Source organism: Lysinibacillus sp. UBA6686 (assembly GCF_002455205.1).
In the GTDB taxonomy this organism is placed as follows: domain Bacteria; phylum Bacillota; class Bacilli; order Bacillales_A; family Planococcaceae; genus Lysinibacillus; species Lysinibacillus pakistanensis.
The window spans coordinates 1-19,023 of sequence record NZ_DKJS01000014.1; the positions used below are offsets into that span (position 1 = coordinate 1).

Annotated in this window: 18 protein-coding genes and 1 pseudogene; 4 read left to right on the forward strand and 15 right to left on the reverse strand. The window is 37.5% G+C overall.

What is annotated here, in order from left to right; all coding sequences use genetic code 11:
• Positions 1-144 precede the first annotated feature (144 nt).
• Positions 145-381 carry a DUF2627 domain-containing protein gene (locus tag B2R82_RS03745; RefSeq protein ID WP_283868557.1) on the forward strand — a complete coding sequence of 79 codons (237 nt, stop codon included), beginning with the start codon at positions 145-147 and terminating at the stop codon, positions 379-381.
• Positions 382-426: 45 nt separating this feature from the next.
• On the opposite strand, the gene B2R82_RS03750 is transcribed toward B2R82_RS03745, so the two are convergent.
• The 14 genes and pseudogenes from B2R82_RS03750 to nusB form a co-directional block, all read right to left on the reverse strand.
• Positions 427-1,155 carry a glycerophosphodiester phosphodiesterase gene (locus B2R82_RS03750; protein WP_286923596.1) on the reverse strand — a complete coding sequence of 243 codons (729 nt, stop codon included), beginning with the start codon at positions 1,153-1,155 and terminating at the stop codon, positions 427-429.
• Entirely contained in the window at positions 1,148-2,719 is a 1,572-nt protein-coding gene (locus B2R82_RS03755) for a DUF342 domain-containing protein (protein WP_283868559.1), read from the reverse strand. Before B2R82_RS03755 ends, B2R82_RS03750 begins: the two co-directional genes overlap by 8 nt.
• A 437-nt stretch (positions 2,720-3,156) precedes the next feature.
• A pseudogene (gene spo0A, locus B2R82_RS03760) lies at positions 3,157-3,944 on the reverse strand (sporulation transcription factor Spo0A).
• A 349-nt stretch (positions 3,945-4,293) separates the two neighbouring features.
• Positions 4,294-5,049, reverse strand: a complete 756-nt coding sequence (locus B2R82_RS03765; protein ID WP_286923597.1) for a SpoIVB peptidase S55 domain-containing protein — start codon at positions 5,047-5,049, stop codon at positions 4,294-4,296.
• A gap of 303 nt (positions 5,050-5,352) precedes the next feature.
• Entirely contained in the window at positions 5,353-7,044 is a 1,692-nt protein-coding gene (recN, locus tag B2R82_RS03770) for a DNA repair protein RecN (RefSeq protein ID WP_286923598.1), read from the reverse strand.
• Positions 7,045-7,079: 35 nt separating this feature from the next.
• Entirely contained in the window at positions 7,080-7,529 is a 450-nt protein-coding gene (gene ahrC, locus B2R82_RS03775) for a transcriptional regulator AhrC/ArgR (RefSeq protein WP_283868585.1), read from the reverse strand.
• Between the two features lie 100 nt (positions 7,530-7,629).
• The gene (locus B2R82_RS03780; RefSeq protein WP_286923599.1) at positions 7,630-8,448 is read right to left on the reverse strand and encodes a TlyA family RNA methyltransferase; all 819 of its coding nucleotides are present in this window, start codon (positions 8,446-8,448) and stop codon (positions 7,630-7,632) included.
• A complete protein-coding gene (gene dxs, locus B2R82_RS03785) occupies positions 8,448-10,349 on the reverse strand; it encodes a 1-deoxy-D-xylulose-5-phosphate synthase (RefSeq protein ID WP_286923600.1) in 1,902 nt (633 codons plus the stop codon). The genes B2R82_RS03780 and dxs overlap by 1 nt, the downstream gene beginning before the upstream one ends.
• Before the next feature lie 278 nt (positions 10,350-10,627).
• Complete coding sequence (locus tag B2R82_RS03790) at positions 10,628-11,509, reverse strand: polyprenyl synthetase family protein (protein ID WP_286923601.1); 882 nt, start codon at positions 11,507-11,509, stop codon at positions 10,628-10,630.
• Between the two features lie 3 nt (positions 11,510-11,512).
• Complete coding sequence (gene xseB, locus B2R82_RS03795; RefSeq protein ID WP_286923602.1) at positions 11,513-11,746, reverse strand: exodeoxyribonuclease VII small subunit; 234 nt, start codon at positions 11,744-11,746, stop codon at positions 11,513-11,515.
• Between the two features lie 2 nt (positions 11,747-11,748).
• Positions 11,749-13,101 (reverse strand): exodeoxyribonuclease VII large subunit, encoded by a 1,353-nt coding sequence (gene xseA / locus B2R82_RS03800; RefSeq protein ID WP_286923603.1) that lies wholly within the window; start codon positions 13,099-13,101, stop codon positions 11,749-11,751.
• Between the two features lie 349 nt (positions 13,102-13,450).
• A complete protein-coding gene (locus B2R82_RS03805; protein WP_286923604.1) occupies positions 13,451-14,266 on the reverse strand; it encodes an undecaprenyl-diphosphate phosphatase in 816 nt (271 codons plus the stop codon).
• A 162-nt stretch (positions 14,267-14,428) separates the two neighbouring features.
• Positions 14,429-15,295 carry a bifunctional methylenetetrahydrofolate dehydrogenase/methenyltetrahydrofolate cyclohydrolase FolD gene (gene folD, locus B2R82_RS03810; RefSeq protein WP_286923605.1) on the reverse strand — a complete coding sequence of 289 codons (867 nt, stop codon included), beginning with the start codon at positions 15,293-15,295 and terminating at the stop codon, positions 14,429-14,431.
• A 33-nt stretch (positions 15,296-15,328) separates the two neighbouring features.
• Complete coding sequence (gene nusB / locus B2R82_RS03815; protein WP_054771647.1) at positions 15,329-15,709, reverse strand: transcription antitermination factor NusB; 381 nt, start codon at positions 15,707-15,709, stop codon at positions 15,329-15,331.
• A 239-nt stretch (positions 15,710-15,948) separates the two neighbouring features.
• On the opposite strand from nusB, the gene B2R82_RS03820 reads away from it, so the two are divergent.
• The 3 genes from B2R82_RS03820 (at position 15,949) to B2R82_RS03830 (ending at position 18,328) form a co-directional block, all read left to right on the forward strand.
• Complete coding sequence (locus B2R82_RS03820) at positions 15,949-16,116, forward strand: DUF2197 domain-containing protein (protein ID WP_286923606.1); 168 nt, start codon at positions 15,949-15,951, stop codon at positions 16,114-16,116.
• A 16-nt stretch (positions 16,117-16,132) separates the two neighbouring features.
• Entirely contained in the window at positions 16,133-16,975 is an 843-nt protein-coding gene (locus B2R82_RS03825; protein WP_286923607.1) for a MerR family transcriptional regulator, read from the forward strand.
• A 183-nt stretch (positions 16,976-17,158) separates the two neighbouring features.
• Complete coding sequence (locus B2R82_RS03830; protein ID WP_286923608.1) at positions 17,159-18,328, forward strand: MFS transporter; 1,170 nt, start codon at positions 17,159-17,161, stop codon at positions 18,326-18,328.
• Positions 18,329-18,392: 64 nt separating this feature from the next.
• Here B2R82_RS03830 and B2R82_RS03835 read toward each other — a convergent pair whose 3' ends face one another.
• The gene (locus B2R82_RS03835) at positions 18,393-18,803 is read right to left on the reverse strand and encodes an Asp23/Gls24 family envelope stress response protein (RefSeq protein WP_286923609.1); all 411 of its coding nucleotides are present in this window, start codon (positions 18,801-18,803) and stop codon (positions 18,393-18,395) included.
• Positions 18,804-19,023 lie beyond the last annotated feature (220 nt).

Here is a 19,023-nt window from a genome sequence, read left to right on the forward strand (position 1 = left end):
AAGCGAAGCGACAGCAACAATTTCGCCAAAACGAAATTGATCGCCTTTGTGCTTATGGCTTCAGCTGTCACATAGTGAAATAACGTTTCTTGACATTCCAATAACCACAGGTACAATTAAACTTAGGAATAAGGAGGGACATGCATGGCTCGTTTAGCTGCATTTATTGTAATGCTTATTCCAGGTCTTATGGCTGCAGGTGGCATTAAATTCATGCGTGATACATTATTTGGTAAACTTATTGCACCTTTCCCGTTTTTATGGTTACAGTTCGTTGTGGGCGTCATTCTCTTTGTAATAGGATTTGGCTTTTTTGCAGGCTTTTTACTCCACCGCGATCGAAAAAATGGAAAAGTTGCTCCGCGCTTCCAAAAAAAATAAAAATAGCTATCCATCTAAGTCATTTGACTTACTGGATAGCTATTTTTATTGACGGTACTGCTTCGCAATTACTTTATCAGGATAATCAGTAATCCAACCAATTACTGATGGATGTGGGTTTGTCAAAAAAGCCTCATTACCATCAATCGCATAAAAACGACATGCTTTATCACTTGCTACACATGCCTCTAAAAATCTTGGTTTATAATACCTTTTATGCATATGCACGCTGTCAATCGCTTTATAATCACTGAGCAAATCCCATTTTAATTTTTTAGTTGCAATAAGGGCTGTTTCAACATCAGATCTATATTGCTTCACGATTTCTAACAGCTCATAGTGAAACGATGAAAAATGACTGCCAACAGGCAAAATAAGTTTATGAAGCATTTGAATAAGTGCATTTTTATTATCAAGGATGGTTGATTTTAATTCAATATTAAGGGGTAGCTGATGGGAATTTGCCCATGCTAAAACGGCATCTAATGTTGGAATTTTGTACGAAGAAAAAAAACGTCTCCAGGGCTTTCCAAGCTTAAAGCTAAGAAGCTCCTCTACTGTACACTCATTCACAAGCTTATTGATGCCAACTAATCTTGATAGTTGTGGATCATGATAGACAACTGGAATTCCTTCCTTTGACAATTGGATATCCAATTCAATGCCATCTGCACCTAGCTCCAATGCCTTCTCAAAAGCCCTGAAGCTATTTTCAAGTGCATAAGCTGACGCTCCTCGATGTGCAAACACAGGAATGGACAATTGGCTAGACATTTAACTCACCAAATTCAAGGAGAAATTTACCATTGGTCATTTTACTTAATAGGGATGATTTTTTGCCAATTTGAATATATGTGCCTGGATGCGCTTCTTTTGTCACAGTAATTTCCTCTTTACCTGCATGGCGCATTTCATCCATCATTAGTTTCACCTCACGGTCAATCGTCACTGCTTCGGCCTTCAATTTCGTTAAGACCTGCTTCGTTTCCTCAAATGTAGCCACTTGCTCCTTTGTCATTTGATTAAGGATTGGTAATAAGCTTTTAATTTTTCCCTCTTGTATTGAAATATCTGATTGTAATTGCTTTAAGTGCGTTGCCTTCTCTTGCATAAGCGAATAGCTTTCTCTTTTATTGACACTTTCAATGATTAAATCTGTTCGACGCTCTAATCGGTTTCCAGATATAGCCGTGACAATTGTATTTTTCGCTACTGCGCGACCCCCAATAATTTTACCTTTTCGTTCGTCCACAAAAATAGAATGTGCAGTGAGTTGTGATCCTAATGCATAAAAGCCTATATGAATACTATCAGCTGCGACTAAATTTGCTTCATTAACATGCTTGACGAAAATATTGCCACCTGCCTCCACCAATGTTGAACCAAGCCCGAAAATGCCACCGCGAATATAGACATCACCCTCAATAGATTTTATAAGCTTGGCGCCACTTACACCTTCGGCACCCTCAATAGAAATGTCTCCAGTAGCAATAACCGTATAGCCAGAAGTGACCGTTCCTTTTATACTTAATGAGCCATTAAATTCAAGGTTTCCTGTTTCAACACCTACGTCACCATGAATAGGCAAATGTCGATTTACACCAATCATGCCCTTGACATCATCTAATACGCCTGCGATTTTGGAGCGGATAACAATTTTCCCATTCTCCTCCACTTCATAGGCAGATTTTTTATCGTATTTAATGGGAAAATCACGACCTGGTGCAGCAGCAATCGTATCACCCAGTACATTTTTCCCTGCTTTCCCTAAAGTTGCAGGTATTTTTTCGCCAAGCCATGACCCTTCAGAAATTTCAGAGATAAAGTTCATATCGTAATAATCAGCTTTTCCATCTTCGCGAATCACTGGCTTTCTCTCTGGTTTAGGTAAGTATGTAATTTGTGCATCTGTTCCTGCTACAGGTGGCGTTCCTTGAGCAATTAAAAATGCTTTTCCTGGTTCAATTTTCGAAATATCAAAATCCAAAATTCCATTTACAATTCCTTCATCTTCAAGCGTTTCTAAAATTTGTTGCGACAATTTTTCTTTGTTTTTTTGAATATAATCATGTGTTTCATAGATAAATATAGAGGCAGACATTTTATCTCGTGCAATTTCCGCTTCCACATTCGGAAGCCAACGTCCGATTTCAACAGGATTTATACTTTCAGTCGCTAATACATTTTTTAATATTGAAAAATTAGACAACTTTAGGCGGGGATGACTGCGTAAAATACTATCAAATTCTTTTAATGGAAAACCAGCGCTGAAAGTTACCATATATACTTTGCCATTTTCTTCTGATATTTCGAAGTTATCATTCCGAACTAGAATCAAGCTACCTCCTCCTTCCCTCTATCTGTAAGTATATACAATCTATTTACATTTGTTTAGAGACAATTGTCACTACTCAGAAAGAAAATACCCCTACTTTATCAGTAAGCCATTCTACTATATTTTATATTTTTCCTATCATTTTTAGCTGTTATTTACTACTAAAAGGAAATATTTTACTTAATGTATGCTATCCAGCTATCACAATTGTATAAAACAATCGCAAAAAATCATGTTATTTACTAAATCTTTCATTAATTTATCATATAGATGCTGTTTTTGTCATAAATTATACAAAAATGTATTAGGTCTTCCTAACTAAATAAAAAAATACGCCTCATAAACAGCTTGAAAACTGCTTACATAGGCGCTTTGAATTTATATATAGTTTATAAATAATGGCTACTGGTCATTCTCCTTTAACATATGATTGTAGTTTTTTAGCTTGCCATCATATCAATACGAATCTTATCAGCAATCATGGCGATGAATTCACTATTTGTCGGCTTCGATTTTAAGTGATGAACGGTATAGCCAAACATTGACGAAATCGATTCATAATTTCCTCGATTCCACGCTACCTCAATGGCATGGCGAATAGCACGTTCTACACGTGAAGGAGTTGTATTGAATTTTTTAGCGATTTCTGGATATAGGATTTTCGTCACAGAGCCTAATAACTCGATATCCTCAAACACCATTTGAATAGCTTCTCGTAAATAGGAGTACCCTTTAATATGTGCAGGGACACCAATTTCTTTTATGATAGCTGTAATCGTGCNNATTGATGTTGATTTAATTTTTGTGGCGCTGTAGGTTGTAAAACACTTGTCTTTTTAGGAAGTGTTGCTTTTTGTCCAGCGCAATGAAGAATCTTTTGCACCAATTGATCAAATTCAAATGGCTTTAGCATGAAATACGAAGCACCTAAATCAACTGCCTGTTTCATGACATCCTCTTGGCCAAATGCTGTCAGCATGATTACTTGAATTGATGACATTTGTTCATTTTGATACATGGATTCTAAAACTGCTAAACCATCGAGATGAGGCATAATTATATCTAGGAGTAAAATATCTGGTGTAAATTCCTCAAGCATTTGTAAGCAAACTTTTCCATTTGAAGCAGTTGCAATAATTTCTATTTCGGGATGCCCTTGAAAATACTGCTCCATCGTTTTTAATAACTCACGATTATCGTCTGCAATCGCTACCTTTACCTTTGTCATTTCAATTCCTCCTTCTGGACTGTGCTTTGAATCACTTCAAAGCGTAACTACCCCTTATGCCATTTTTGGCACACTGTGGAATTTTCGACATTTTTGTTTTAAAAACCTTTTCTATTTCCAAAAATGAGTATGTAGTCCGATACTTTCTTTTTTAATCGACAAGTTATGATAAATACCTGCAAAATGTCGAATGCTTATCTTCTTTATTTTAGTGAAAAAACTGAGATAAAACTACAGTTTTTTTTTAGTATCGCTAATCCCTTCATAAAAAAACGAAATCCTTGATGATTCTCATATAAAAACACAAATTTTTATGAAAAAATGGAGCTACCCAAAGGCAGCTCCACTTTTAGGATGACTTTCTTAACATTTCCGCTACAGTAATAGCTGCTCCCTTTTTTGGTTCCTCTACAAACATATGTGTAACAGCACCTACAAAACGACCGTTTTGGATGATTGGGCTACCACTCATTCCCTGTAAAATGCCACCTGTTTTTTCAATGAGCTTTTCGTCAGAAATGATAAATTCAAGACGTTCATTTTCGATTTTTATTATTTCGATTGAAAAAGTTTCCACCTTACTGCCCTCTATCGCCGTGTAGATTTCAGCCTTTCCCGTTTTTATATCCTTTTCATGCATAATTTCAATTGCTTTTGGCAAACTTTGTGGATAGCCGTCTTCCCAACGACCAAAAATTCCATAAACGGTATTTTTATCGATGCTCCCTAATCGTTCCTGATGTTTTTCAATGGAGGAAATTTTATAGCCGGGTTGACCAGGTATACTTTTACGAATTTGTTGAATCGAAGCTAAGAAGATGGAGCCAGCTCGAAAAACGGGGGCTTCTTGTAATGTTGAATCGACAATTTGATGGCCTAATGCACCGTATTTTTTTGTCTCTGGATCAATGTACGTCAATGTTCCTACTCCATCTGTTTCATCTTTTAAAAAGGAAATTACATGTGTTGCTTCTTTCTCCTGTAACTCAAGGGTTACTTCTTTTCCTTCACTTTTCATCGTCCATTTCTGCTGCCCTTGCGTGGCAACAGCCTGTTTGGCATCTGCCAGCGTTTTTACAGGTATTTCATTTATTTTTTCAATCACAGCGCCTCCTTTCATCCACNNAATAGCACATCATGTGCTACAAATACATGAGATAGCTGAAGTTGAATTCCAATTGCTTCGCCCATCGGAATTAGCTTTTTTGCGGCAAATGCCTGAACTGGCATGAATAATAAAACGATGAGCATAGGCAAAATGACAAATTGACGCCAACGACGATACATACGACACCTCCTTTTCATATTTGTCTTTTTACTATGTGTTGTTGTGGCATTCTTATAAGCGGTAAATATTTGTGCAAAATGAAAAAACCCAGAAACATTAAACATGTCTCTGGATGAAGGGTTATCTCATTTGTTTTTTTCGGGCATTTGCCATTTTTAATAGCTCTGTTGCATGCTGTAAAGTTAAGTCAGTAATTTCTGCACCAGACATCATGCGACTTACTTCTTCGATGCGAGCTTCTGTATCAATTTCAAGCAATGAAGTAAATGTTCGATCATGGTTCACTTCTTTTTTGATAAAATAATGATGATCAGCCATCGCAGCGACTTGTGGTAAATGTGAAATACATAAAACCTGAGAGTTGATAGAGATTGCAGCAATTTTTTCAGCAATTGCCTGTGCAACTCGACCACTTACACCGGTATCTACCTCGTCAAAAATAATTGAGGTGATGCCGTTTGAAGATGAGAAAATGGTCTTTAACGCAAGCATCATACGTGATAATTCACCACCAGATGCAATTTTCGGTAATGATTTTGGTGGTTCTCCCACATTCGTGGAAATATAAAAAATAATCTGGTCTTTCCCGTTGGCATCAAAAAATGATAATTCATCAAAATTAACAATAAATTTTGCTTTTTCCATATGTAATTCACGTAGTTCAGCCATAATAGACTCACTTAAATCATGTGCAGCATTTTTTCGAATAGCAGTTAATTGTACAGCCAGCTCTTGTAGTGCTGATTCCATTTCTAGTACTTTTCGCTCTTTAACCTGTAAAATTTCATCTCGATTTAAAAGTTCATTCAGCTCAGTTTTAATCTTATCGTAATACGCTAAAATCTCTTCAATTGTTGAGCCATATTTACGCTTTAAATTTTGGAATAGAGCTAAACGCTGCTCGACTTCATTTAATCGGGCTGGGTCAAACTCTAATTCATCTAATACATTTTTAACCTGGTGTGCAGCATCCTGTAATGCATAGAATGCTGTGGTTACAGCTTCCGAGGCTTCTTTAAACTGATCGTCAACTTTTGCAGCATCCTCTAATGCCCCCATTGCATTACCTATCCAGTCAAGACCTTTCGATTCCCCTTGAATGGCTTCATAGGCTTCATTTGACCGCTCAAAAATCTTATTGAAATTCATCAAACGGCGACGTTCGTCAAGAAGCTCATCTTCCTCACCTAACCTTAATTTGGCATCTTCTAGCTCTTTCATTTGGAACTGATATAAATCAATACGTTGCGCCATTAACTGTTCATCAATTGAAATAGATGCCAATTCTCTTTTTAGCGAGCGATATTCTTCATACTGGGAACTGTATACTTCCTGTATTGGAGCAAGTTGTTCCTCTGCAAAGTGGTCTAGCAAATAAATGTGCTGTTTTTCGTCCATCAGTTCCTGATTTTCATGTTGACCATGAATATCGATTAAGCTAGCACCAATATCACGGAGTACAGATAATGGCACCAGTTTTCCGTTTACTCGACAAACACTTTTTCCAGTATCATGTAAATCACGGCGTAAAATAATGGTATCTTCTTCAATCTCAATGCCTGCTTCTTCAAGCTTTTTATGCACAGGATGCAAAGAACTGGAGATTTGAAATAAACCTCCTAATTCAGCCTTTCTTGCTCCATGACGAATAAATTCAGAGTTTCCTCTACCGCCTGCAAGTAAATGGACGGCATCAATGATAATTGATTTTCCGGCACCTGTTTCTCCTGTTAATACAGTTAAACCATTTGAAAAGCTAACTGTCAAATCCTCTATAATGGCAAAGTTTCGAATACTAAGCTCTTTTAACACAAAAATGTCACCTCTGTATCAAATTCCATGCTAAATTATAGCATTTCTAATAAGCGGTTTTTTGTATTTTCACGCTCATTTTCGTCACGGCAAATAATTAAGATTGTATCATCTCCAGAAATCGTACCTAAAATCTCAGGCCAATCTAAATGGTCAAGTAGTGAAGCAATAGCATTCGCATTACCAGGAAGAGCCTTCATGACTAAAAAATGCGATGCACCATCAATGCTGACAAACGCATCTGCCAATGCACGATGTAATTTTTGCATAGGATTGAAACGTTGGTCAGCGGGCAAGCTATATTTATAGCGTCCATCCTGCAATGGAACTTTAACAAGATGAAGTTCCTTTATATCACGTGATACCGTTGCTTGGGTCACGTTATAGCCTGCATCTTTTAAAAAATCGACTAAATCATCTTGTGTTTCTATTTCATGATTGGCAATAATATCCCGAATTCGTATATGTCTCTGTCCTTTATTCATTGTGGTCACCTCTTATAAATAATTATATATATGTATATTCACACTACCATTTTCAGCATAAAAGTACAAGAAAAAACACGGCTCAGGTAGCGAGCACGTGTTATTTAAGAGCGTTATGCGCTTCTTCAACGAGTGTATCAAAAGCTGTATAAGCAAGAATTTGTTCATCTCCTACAGGATTCACTAAATGGAATAAAAACTCAATATTTCCTTCGCCCCCTGTAATAGGAGAAAATGAAGCATCCTTGACAACAAAGCCGACCCCTGTCGCCATTGCTGCCGTCTTTTCTAATACTTCTAAATGAACTTTTTTATCTCTAACGATGCCTTTTTTACCAACCTTGTCTTTGCCAGCTTCAAACTGAGGCTTCACCAATGCCATCACATCTCCTCCAGGCATCAACAGGGTTTTTAAGACAGGTAGAATAAGTGCTAATGAAATAAAGCTGACATCAATAGTTGCAAAATCTGGTAATCCCTCTGTTAAATCTGCTGCAGTCGTATAACGGAAATTTGTTTTTTCCATCACTGTGACACGTTCATCAGAGCGAATCTTCCAGGCTAGTTGGTTAGAACCCACATCTAATGCATAGCAATGCCTTGCACCATGCTGTAATGCACAATCTGTAAAGCCTCCTGTAGAGGAGCCAATATCAAGCATTAGCTTCCCCTCTACAGACATATCAAATATTTGTAGTGCTTTTTCAAGCTTCAAGCCACCACGACTAACATATTTTAAATCAGAGCCTTTTACTTGTAGTGGGGCATCAATGGCTATTTTTTCCCCCGCCTTATCTATTCGAATTTCATTTGAAAAAACAAGACCTGCCATAATGGAACGCTTTGCTTTTTCACGGGTTTCACTTAGCCCACGTTCTACAAGTAAAATATCTACACGTTCTTTCGGTTGTTTTGTCATTATTTATTCAACCCTACTTGCTGTTTTTGTTGAAGTAACACTTGCATACGTGCCACTGCATCTTCAGTTGTCATGTGAATTTCAGCGAGTAGCTGATCTACATTGCCATGCTCTATAAATTGGTCAGGGATTCCCATTCGATCGATTAGGGCATTTAAATAACCATGGTCATGTGCAAATTCAAGCACACCACTACCAAAGCCACCTTGTAATACTGCTTCTTCAATCGTCAAAATAGGTTTCTTGCTTGATAATATGCGATGCAACATATCCTCATCCATCGGTTTAATGAAGCGGGCATTCACCACTTCGATATCAACCCCCTGCTGAGCAAGCAAGTCAGCTGCTTCCATTGCCATTGGAATGGTTGTACCAAACGTTAAAATTGTTGCATCTTTCCCTTCTCGCAACACTTCCCAGCTTCCTATTGGTAAAGTCATTAGCTCATCATCCAAAGGAACACCAATCCCATTTCCTCGAGGATAACGTAGGGCGATCGGACCACCATCATAGTCTAAAGCAGTCTTTACCATATGCTGTCCTTCATTTTCATCCTTTGGCATCATGATTGTCATATTTGGTATATGGCGAAGGAAAGCGATATCAAATACACCTTGATGTGTTTCACCGTCTGCACCAACTAAACCTGCACGGTCAATTCCAATAAAGACATTTAGATTAGGACGTGCAATATCATGCAGTATCTGATCATAGGCACGTTGTAGGAACGTCGAATAAATCGCTAAAAATGGTTTCATTTTCTGTGTTGCTAAACCTGCTGCCATTGTTGCTGCATGCTGTTCAGCAATTCCTACATCAAAGAAACGCTTTGGAAAATCCTTCTGAATACCTTGTAGTTTAGAGCCAACAGGCATAGCAGGCGTGATGGTAACTATTCGTTTATCCTCATGTGCAATTTTACGTACTGTCTCTGCAATTAAGCTACTCCAAGCTGGTCCTTTCGTTTCTGATTTTACAAAGGCTCCGTTTTCAATTTTGTATGGACCTGTTCCATGCCAATTGCCAATTGTATCATCTTCAGCAGGTTTATAGCCTTTCCCTTTTTTTGTAATAACATGAACAAGTACAGGACCTTTTACTTTTTTAGCATAAGATAAGGTCATCTCAAGCGCATCAAAATCATGTCCATCAATTGGTCCTAAATATTTAAAACCTAGCTCCTCAAAGAATACACCGGACACCACTAAATACTTTAAGCTATCCTTTACGCGCTCAGCCGTTGAAGCAAGTTTACCGCCTAATACAGGGATTTTGTTGATAAGAGACTCAAGCTCTTCTTTCGCCTTTGAATATTCCTTCGCTGTACGTAGACGTCCAAGTACATTGTGTAAAGCGCCGACGTTTGGGGCAATGGACATTTCATTATCGTTTAAAATAACAATCATATTTGTTTTCGCATGACCAATATGATTTAATGCCTCAAGTGCCATACCCCCTGTTAAAGCTCCATCACCAATAATAGGTACGACGAAATTCTTCTCATTTTTAATATCACGTGCTGCAGCCATACCCATAGCCGCTGACAAAGATGTCGAGCTATGACCTGTTTCCCACTCATCATGTTCACTTTCCACAAGCTTTGGAAAACCACAAAGCCCTTTGAACTGACGCAGTGTGTCAAATTGACTCGCACGACCTGTCAAAATTTTATGCACGTAAGCTTGGTGGCCAACATCCCATAAAAACTTATCCTTTGGACTGTCAAACATTTTATGAAGCATAATTGTTAACTCCACAACACCTAGGTTCGGTCCAATATGACCACCTGTGACAGAACACTTTTCAATTAAGAAGGTACGAATTTCTTGCGCAAGATGCTCAAGGTCCCTCTTGTCTAAGTTTTTTAAAAAGGATGGACTAGTTATTTTATTTAAATCCACCTTTCTCACACACCTTTTCAATAAAATATTCACCGTATTTGTGTTTCCACCATTATAACAGTGTTATCAATATGCTAAAAGTACGAACACTTATTGTTTGCACATTCGACAAACATCCTCGACTATTCTAGCATATTCCTCGCTCTTATTGCCTTGTTTATCTTTACAAAACATCTATTGGTTCAAAGCCCCTGGCGGATGTCACGGATTTTGAAGAGGAGCTTTTCGAGCGAGCTCAAAAAACCCGGACGCAATTACGCTGAGGCGTAATTGATCTTTTAGTTTTTACGATGAACAATATAGGCTGCAAACTCACGTAGTAAACTAGCATCGACTTGTAATTGATCAAGTGCATGAATGGCAAGTTGATAATGTTCAGCTAACTTATCCTTCGCTCCATCCAATGATAATAGGGCGGGATATGTGCTTTTATCACTCGCTACATCCTTACCTGCTGTTTTACCTAGCTCCTCCGTTGTACCCTCAATATCTAAAATATCGTCTTGAATTTGGAATGCAAGACCGATATGATGTGCATATTCCTTTAGGGTTGCTCGTTCCTCTGAAGACGCATTAGCTAACACTGCTCCCGCTTCAATGCTAAATCGTAATAAAGCACCGGTTTTATTAATATGAACATGCTCAAGCTCAGCTAAATTTAACTGGCGTTGCTCACCTTCCATATCTAGTACCTGACCACCAACCATACCTTCTGCACCAGCTGCTATACTTAAAAGGTTAACCAATTCAATGCGTTTTTCAGCAGATACATTCATGCGTGCTAATATTCCAAATGCAAGCGTATTTAATGCATCTCCAGCAAGTGTCGCTAGTGCTTCTCCATAAACTTTATGATTAGTCGGTTTCCCTCTACGGAAATCATCATTATCCATGCTTGGTAAATCGTCGTGGATTAATGAATACGTATGGATAATTTCTATAACTGATCCTACAGTTAATCCATCCTTTAAATCCTTGTTAAATAGCTCAAGTACGGCTAACACGAAAAGTGGACGAATTCGTTTTCCTCCAGCCTTTAGCGAATATAGCATTGATTCTTTTAAATCACCTGGTGCATCAATCTTCTCAACAAGTGCAAACATTTCAGCTTCAACTTGTGGTATGTTGCTTTCAATAAAATGCTTTAATTGCTCATTCATTTCTTACTTCTCTCCCTTTAATGGATCAAATGCAGTCGTTTCACCTGTCTCTTGGACAATAGATATCAGCTGCTCCTCAGCATGTTGCAGTTTACTATGGCAAAATTGTGATAACTCCATTCCTTGCTTATATAAATCAATGGCGTTTTCCAATGGCACATCACCTTGCTCTAGCTGACGGACAATTTCCTCAAGTGCTGTCATTGCTTCCGCGAAAGTCTGTTGTTTCTCTGCCACAACTATTCCCCCTCATTCTTTGGCAAGATTTTTGTCACTTCGGCGATAACCTCTCCATCATGGAAGGTTAGGGTTAATTGATCCTGCTGTTTGACTTCAGCGGATGATTTAATCATTTGTTCATCCTTATACGCTACTGTATAGCCCCTTGTTAAAATCGCAAGTGGATTCAATGCTTCTAAAGTTCGAACAGTTGCCTCAAATTGATGTTTTTGCTTCGTCACATATTGTTTGGAGGCATGTGTTAATTGTTGAATTCGTGTTTCTAGCTCACGTTGATAGAAAGTGAGTGCCTTTTTTGGTGAATGTTGCTCGATAGCACTATGTAGTTGCTGAAGCTGTGCACCCTTTTTCATCAAATCTACCTGCATGGCTTTTTGTAAGTCTGATTCGAGCTGAGCTAGTTTTTCAGTAAACGGACGATATAGTCTTTCTGGCATTGACAATGGATAAGACTGTTGGAGCTTATTTAGACGTTGTCGCTCAGCCATAAGTTGCGCCCTCACCATTTGATGGAGCTGCGATTTTTGAGTCAGTACACGCTGAAATAAATCCTGTTGATCAGGTACAGCTATTTCAGCAGCAGCCGTTGGTGTAGGAGCACGCAAATCTGCCACATAATCCGCAATTGTCGTATCTGTTTCATGACCAACAGCACTAATAATAGGTATGCGGCTACTAAAAATAGCACGAGCTACAATCTCCTCATTAAATGCCCATAAATCTTCTATTGATCCTCCACCCCGTCCGACGATGAGAACATCACAAGAAGCATCTAAATTTGCTTGCTCAATATTTTGAACGATATTTGGTGCAGCTTGTCCCCCTTGAACAAGCGTTGGATAAATCAATATTTCAGCAAGTGGATAACGTCGTTTTAACGTTGTACAAATATCGCGAATCGCTGCCCCCGTTGTAGATGTCAAGACACCGATTCTCTCAGGAAATCTTGGAATAGACTGCTTCCATTCAGTTTTAAAAAGACCTTCTTTTTGTAATTGCTCTTTTAATTGGTTAAAGGCAACAAACAAGCTACCAACCCCATCCGGCTGCATCTCCTGTACATATAGCTGATAGGTTCCATAGCCCTCGTAAACGTTTACATCACCACGGATAAATACTTGCATTCCTTCCTTGGGTTCGAACGCTAATTTAGTGGCTGCTGTTTTAAACATTGTTGCGGCAATTCGTGCACCATCATCCTTTAAAGTAAAATAGATATGTCCAGATTGATGAATTTTAACGTTCGATAGCTCCCCCTTAACATATACCTCACGTAAATGTGGATCGGCATCAAATTTTCGTTTAATATATTTTGTTAATGCTTTTACCGTTAAATAAGAAGCAGATGACATGTTTTCGGCTCCTTTACTAAAATCAAGTTTTTCACAAAACTACAACTATCATAACATTTTTTAAAGTCGTTGACGTGCCAAAATGTAGTTTCGCTAGAAAAAATGACTGTCTTTCATCCTATTGAAGAAATTACTGCATATTCAAATGATAGATTTTATGCGTTTTCCCCCAAGAAAGCAAGTGCCTTATACTTCAATCAGCAATAATGTAGTACTTTGATTACTATATTTATAATTCAATGTAAAAGCTTGTTACTCATTATCATTTAAAATAGATATAACAGCGCTAGTAAATTTGTTTTCAACAGCATAAAAGCCTTCCAACAACTAACTGTTAGAAGGCTTTATATTAATAAAATATTAATAAGAGCGTACCTACAAGAAAACAATAATAAGTAAAGTAACTAAGCTTGCCACTTTTCATAATACCCATAAACCAGCGCATTGCAAAATATGTCATCAATAATGTAGCGATAAATGTTGCAGCATATGGGATGGCTAATGTACCTTTATTGGGTTCATTTAAAAAATCTGTTATTCCAAGCACAACACCCCCAAGGCTTATTGGAATATAAAGCATAAAGGAAAAGCGTAGGGCTGTATCCTGCTTCATTCCCACAGCAATAGCTGAAATAATTGTTGCTCCTGAACGACTGATGCCCGGTGTGAGTGCGACAGCTTGACCTAAGCCAACAATGATAGCATCTTTTACAGTCAAATCTGCATCCTTTTTTGTACCTCGCATATTGCGAATAAGCCAAAGGGCGATACCTGTTACAAACAGCATAATTGCAATCGTTGTCATGCTAACATTGTCTGCAATAAAATCACTAAATAACACACCTAAAACGCCTGCCGGAATCGTGCCAATTACGATATAAACGGCAAAACGAAAATCTGCCTTATAGCGCTTATCACCTGTTTTAAGATAAAGGAAAAAGTGTGAAATGAGCCGGACAATATCCTCACGATAGATGTAAACAATGGCCAGCAATGAAGCTGTATTCGTTAAAATAGCAAAAGTAAAGCCTTGCTCACCTAAACCAAGTATTTCACTTGCAATCATGACATGACCACTCGACGACACTGGTATTGGCTCCGTGAAGCCTTGCACAAGTCCAATAATAATATGCTTAATAATTAGTATAAGATCTAGGTTTTCCATAAAAACCTCCTTTTTAGTATGTATGTCTTAAACAGTATATTAGACGGTAATAGCATGGCAAAAGTTCTCAAAATAGCATAAATATAAATTAGGCTTTTCAGCATAAGTAAAAACCATCTCAAAAATTTCGAGATGGTTTTAAATAATTAAAAGTTATGCTCATTATAGTTTAACTTTATTTGCAAGCTTATTTTCAGCAGCTTGTACTGTGTTGAATAGTAACATTGTAATCGTCATTGGTCCCACACCGCCTGGTACAGGTGTAATATGTGATGCGATGCCATCAATTTCATTAAAGTTTACATCCCCACAAAGCTTGTTATTTTCGTCACGATTAATGCCAACATCAATCACAACAGCGCCTTCCTTTACATGCTCCTTCGTAATAAAGTTAGCACGTCCAACGGCAGCAATTAAAATATCTGCTTGCTTTGTGAATGAAGGTAAATCTGGTGTTTTTGAATGCGTATAAGTAACGGTTGCATCCTTTTGTAGCAAAAGTTGTCCCATCGGTTTACCAACGATATGACTACGACCAACAATGACAGCGTGTTTTCCTGCAATTTCGATTCCTGAATACTCAAGAAGCTTCATAACCCCGAATGGTGTGCATGGTAAAAATGTTTCTTGGCCAAGCATCATTTTCCCAACACTTACTGGTGAGAATCCATCAACGTCTTTATCCACAGCAATTGTGGCAATAACCGTATCCTCATCAATATGCTTTGGAAGTGGTAATTGTACTAAAATACCGTGAATATCCTCACGAGTATTTAAGTGTTCAATTTGTGCTAATAATTCTTCCTGTGTCGTTTCTTCAGGTAGTTTTATTAGCTCTGAAAACATACCCATTTCTTCACATGATTTTTGCTTATTTCTCACATATGTAGCAGAAGCTTGATTGTCCCCTACTAAAACAACCGCTAAGCCTGGTGTCAAACCTTGCTCTTTTAAGCTTAACACACGTTCTGCTATTGATTGACGAATAGCTTGACCAATTTCTTTACCATTAATAATTGCACTTGACATAAAACTTCGTTACTCCTTCCAATTCAACACATTTTATTGTTCTGTAAATTTAGAAAGTACGCCATTGACAAATTTCGACGATCCTTCATCGCCAAATGTTTTGCATAGCTCAATTGCTTCATTCAGTACTACTCTTTTTGGTGTTTCAGGCATGTATAAAAGCTCATATACAGCTAAGCGTAAAACTGTTCTCTCAATTTTGGGCAGACGGGCAAGTGACCACTTTTCAAGATGCTTCTCTAAAGTAGCATCAATTTCCTCCAAATGTTCAGCTGTTCCAGTAACAATCTTTTCATAGAAGACATTCGTTGGCTGACCTTTAATATGCTCCATTGCTTCTTCAATTGTTACGTCAGTATTATCCAGCTGAAACAAAACTTGCAACGCTTTTTCGCGTGCCTCATGTCGTTTCATGTAAAGCTCTCCTTCTTAAGTGGCATTAAGGTTTATAATAGCATAAATTTGAACGAGAAACACGAATTCCAGCAAGTTTTCAATAATCTGAAACCTTTTTCAAGCAACTTTCTGCTTGTTTTCATGCATCTCAATGAAAAGTATGATACAAGTAGAAAATAACCATCCGCATTTCTTGTTCATTTAATAAGAATGTTATAATAAAGAGACTTCTATTTCATCTTTGGAGGTGTTTTATTATGCATTATGAAGTGAAGTGTACAAGCTGTAAAAGATCATTCAAATTATATGAAGATGAGGAACAATACAAACAATTGAAGGAACGTAAATCCCGTTTATTTTACTGCGAGGATTGCAAGCATAAAATTCGCTTTGATGCCATTCGAAACTTCTTTAGCTCTTACTAGTGGAGGCAATTCATTTATGAAAGAACATTATTATACAATTGGTGAGGTTGCTAAGCTCTCTAACTTATCTGTACAGACCTTGCGCTACTATGACCAAATTGATTTATTTAAACCTGCTCATATCGATACCCATACCAATTATCGTTATTATAAAGATACTCAGATTTTTTACTTAGATATTATTAAGTCGCTTAAATATATTGGAATTTCCCTTGAGGATATAAAAAGGGCGCTTGGCTTAACCTCGGAAGAATTGATCGTTTTTTTAGAACAGCAGGAGCAGCGTATAGAACAAAAAATCACGCGCTTAAATGAAGTGAAGTACACTTTGCTTAAAACAAAAAAACAAATGCAAGAACAAATTGATATTCCAATTTTCGGAGATGTTTATGTTCAAGTAGAAGAGGAAATGCCTATTTTACAAGTTACGACTACTGAGCTAACACCTACATCTAGCACGAATACGTATTATGCAACACTTACGAAAATAATTGAACGTGAAGGAAGTGTCTTAAATAGTCGCTATGGTTGTATTTTTCCACTAGCACGCTATACAGATGTTCATTCTATTATTTATGACGCTATCTTTACACCACTTTTAACGGAACGAACATTTTCTAAGCTTTCTCCAAATATCAAGCAAACAATAAAGCCAGCCGGTAAATATGTATGTATTGCCTTTATCTATCATCCTGATACATACTTTTCATATTATGAAAAACTAAGAGCATACGTAGAAGCACAACAAGAAGCCTATGAATCAATCGTCTATGAGCTTTATATGCCTGCTTCCTTCACCTTTGAGCATGAGAAAAAATTCATCGTTGAATTAAAGGTTAGACAAAAATTAATTGTGTAAAAAATTTGATGTGAGCACCTGCATAACAACTCCCTCCCACTACCACACTTATCTAAAGCAAAATTAAAAAAAGTAAACAAATCTTTTGACCCTATAGTTACTATAGGGTTTATTGTATTACTCATGGAAATATTCTAGTAGACTTTGTTCTCATGTATTGTGAAAGATTAAAGGAGAAAAAATATGGATAAGAAACAAATTTTAACGTTAACAATTTTATTATCGAATCTATTCATTGCCTTTTTAGGCATTGGTTTAGTTATTCCAGTGTTACCTACTATTATGAATGAGTTACATATTTCAGGCTCAGTTGTAGGTTACATGGTGGCAGCCTTTGCCATTACGCAACTTATTGTCTCTCCTATTGCCGGTAAGCTAGTGGATAATATAGGCCGTAAAGTAATGATTGTGGCAGGTCTTTTTATTTTTGGGCTTTCCGAGCTATTGTTTGGGATTGGTCGCACGATAGAAATTCTCTTTATCTCACGTATGCTAGGGGGCGTGAGTGCTGCCTTCATCATGCCAGCAGTAACAGCCTATATCGCTGACATTACTACATTATCACAGCGTTCAAAAGCACTAGGCTATATGAGTGCGGCTATAAGTACAGGGTTTATCATTGGTCCAGGAATTGGTGGATTTTTAGCTGAGATTGGTACGCGGATACCGTTTTATGCTGCTGGTATACTTGGTTTTGTAGCGGCAATCCTGTCATTGATTTTGTTAAAAGAACCGACACGTTCTTTAGACGACCAAGAAGCTGCACCATCTATTTTAGGCAGTGTGAGACGAGTAATTAGTCCGCTGTATTTCATACCATTTGTGCTAATTTTCGTGCTTTCCTTTGGTCTAGCGGCATTTGAATCGCTCTTTAGTTTATTTGTGGATCATAAATTTTCATTTACACCTTCAGATATCGCAATTATCATTACTGGGAGCGGGATAGTCGGTGCCCTTGCACAACTATTATTATTCGATTGGCTGACGAAAAAAATGGGTGAAATTAATGTTATTCGTTATTCACTCATCCTCTCTGCTGCTCTTACTTTTGCGATGACTGTTGTAAGTCATTATTTTGCAATCTTATTTGTAACATTCTTTATTTTCGTAGGCTTTGATTTAATACGTCCTGCCGCTACCTCTTATTTATCCAAAATTGCCGGAAACGAGCAAGGTTTTGTGGGTGGTATGAACTCCATGTTCACAAGCCTTGGGAATATTTTTGGACCCATTTTAGGGGGCATCTTGTTTGATATTAATTTAAACTACCCCTACTATTTTGCAACAATCGTATTAACCCTTGGCGTTATCCTTGCTTTATTTTGGAGAAAGCCAAAGCATATTGAGCTATAATGTATTGCTAAAACATTTCCTATTTAATAGAAAAGGGCTGCCAATCTCGGCAACCCTTTTTTTGCTATTCATGTACAGCAACCTCTTCTTTTTCAAAGTGAATGCCAGTAATGTGTACATTCACCTCTGCTGTTTCAAGTGCAGTCATATTAAAAATTGCCTGACGAATTTGACTTTGTACTTCCTTCGCAACCTTTGGAATAGCATGGCCATATTTCACAGAACAAAATACATCAATGGCAATTTCACCTGTTTCTGTCACACCCGATTTAATGCCTTTATTGTGCACTTTTTTACCGAAGCGCTCAACAACACCCGTTGCAATATTACCACGAGTTGCAGCAATGCCCTCAACCTCATTTACTGCAATCCCAGCCACAACTTCGATTACTTCCGCTGCTACTTCTATTTTCCCAAGTTCTTCTTTTCCAGAAGGTGTTGGTTGTACGAAAGATTGTCCTACTTTCTCAGCCATACAAATATCATCCTTTCCCTAACACATCACAAACCAATGCTGTTCTTACGCTTATTATACTATAAAAAGGAAGGTTTGGCTGTCGAAAGCCGCTTTAGCCGATAAATTTAAAAAGTTGGGCGATAAAGCTTAATTTTTTTCGATAACTATAAAAATTCTATCGATAACATCAAATTATTTCTCTATAAAATAAAAAGAAAGAAATCTTTGAGTATTTCTT

Coding starts and splice junctions, on each gene's coding strand:
- folD (WP_286923605.1), bottom strand. CDS start 15,295: ATGTCAAGTGCAATTATTAATGGTAAAGAAATTGGTCAAGCTATTCGT.
- B2R82_RS03825 (WP_286923607.1), top strand. CDS start 16,133: ATGAAAGAACATTATTATACAATTGGTGAGGTTGCTAAGCTCTCTAAC.
- B2R82_RS03820 (WP_286923606.1), top strand. CDS start 15,949: ATGCATTATGAAGTGAAGTGTACAAGCTGTAAAAGATCATTCAAATTA.
- nusB (WP_054771647.1), bottom strand. CDS start 15,709: ATGAAACGACATGAGGCACGCGAAAAAGCGTTGCAAGTTTTGTTTCAG.
- B2R82_RS03750 (WP_286923596.1), bottom strand. CDS start 1,155: ATGTCTAGCCAATTGTCCATTCCTGTGTTTGCACATCGAGGAGCGTCA.
- B2R82_RS03745 (WP_283868557.1), top strand. CDS start 145: ATGGCTCGTTTAGCTGCATTTATTGTAATGCTTATTCCAGGTCTTATG.
- B2R82_RS03835 (WP_286923609.1), bottom strand. CDS start 18,803: ATGGCTGAGAAAGTAGGACAATCTTTCGTACAACCAACACCTTCTGGA.
- ahrC (WP_283868585.1), bottom strand. CDS start 7,529: ATGAATAAAGGACAGAGACATATACGAATTCGGGATATTATTGCCAAT.
- B2R82_RS03780 (WP_286923599.1), bottom strand. CDS start 8,448: ATGACAAAACAACCGAAAGAACGTGTAGATATTTTACTTGTAGAACGT.
- B2R82_RS03790 (WP_286923601.1), bottom strand. CDS start 11,509: ATGAATGAGCAATTAAAGCATTTTATTGAAAGCAACATACCACAAGTT.
- B2R82_RS03805 (WP_286923604.1), bottom strand. CDS start 14,266: ATGGAAAACCTAGATCTTATACTAATTATTAAGCATATTATTATTGGA.
- B2R82_RS03830 (WP_286923608.1), top strand. CDS start 17,159: ATGGATAAGAAACAAATTTTAACGTTAACAATTTTATTATCGAATCTA.
- xseA (WP_286923603.1), bottom strand. CDS start 13,101: ATGTCATCTGCTTCTTATTTAACGGTAAAAGCATTAACAAAATATATT.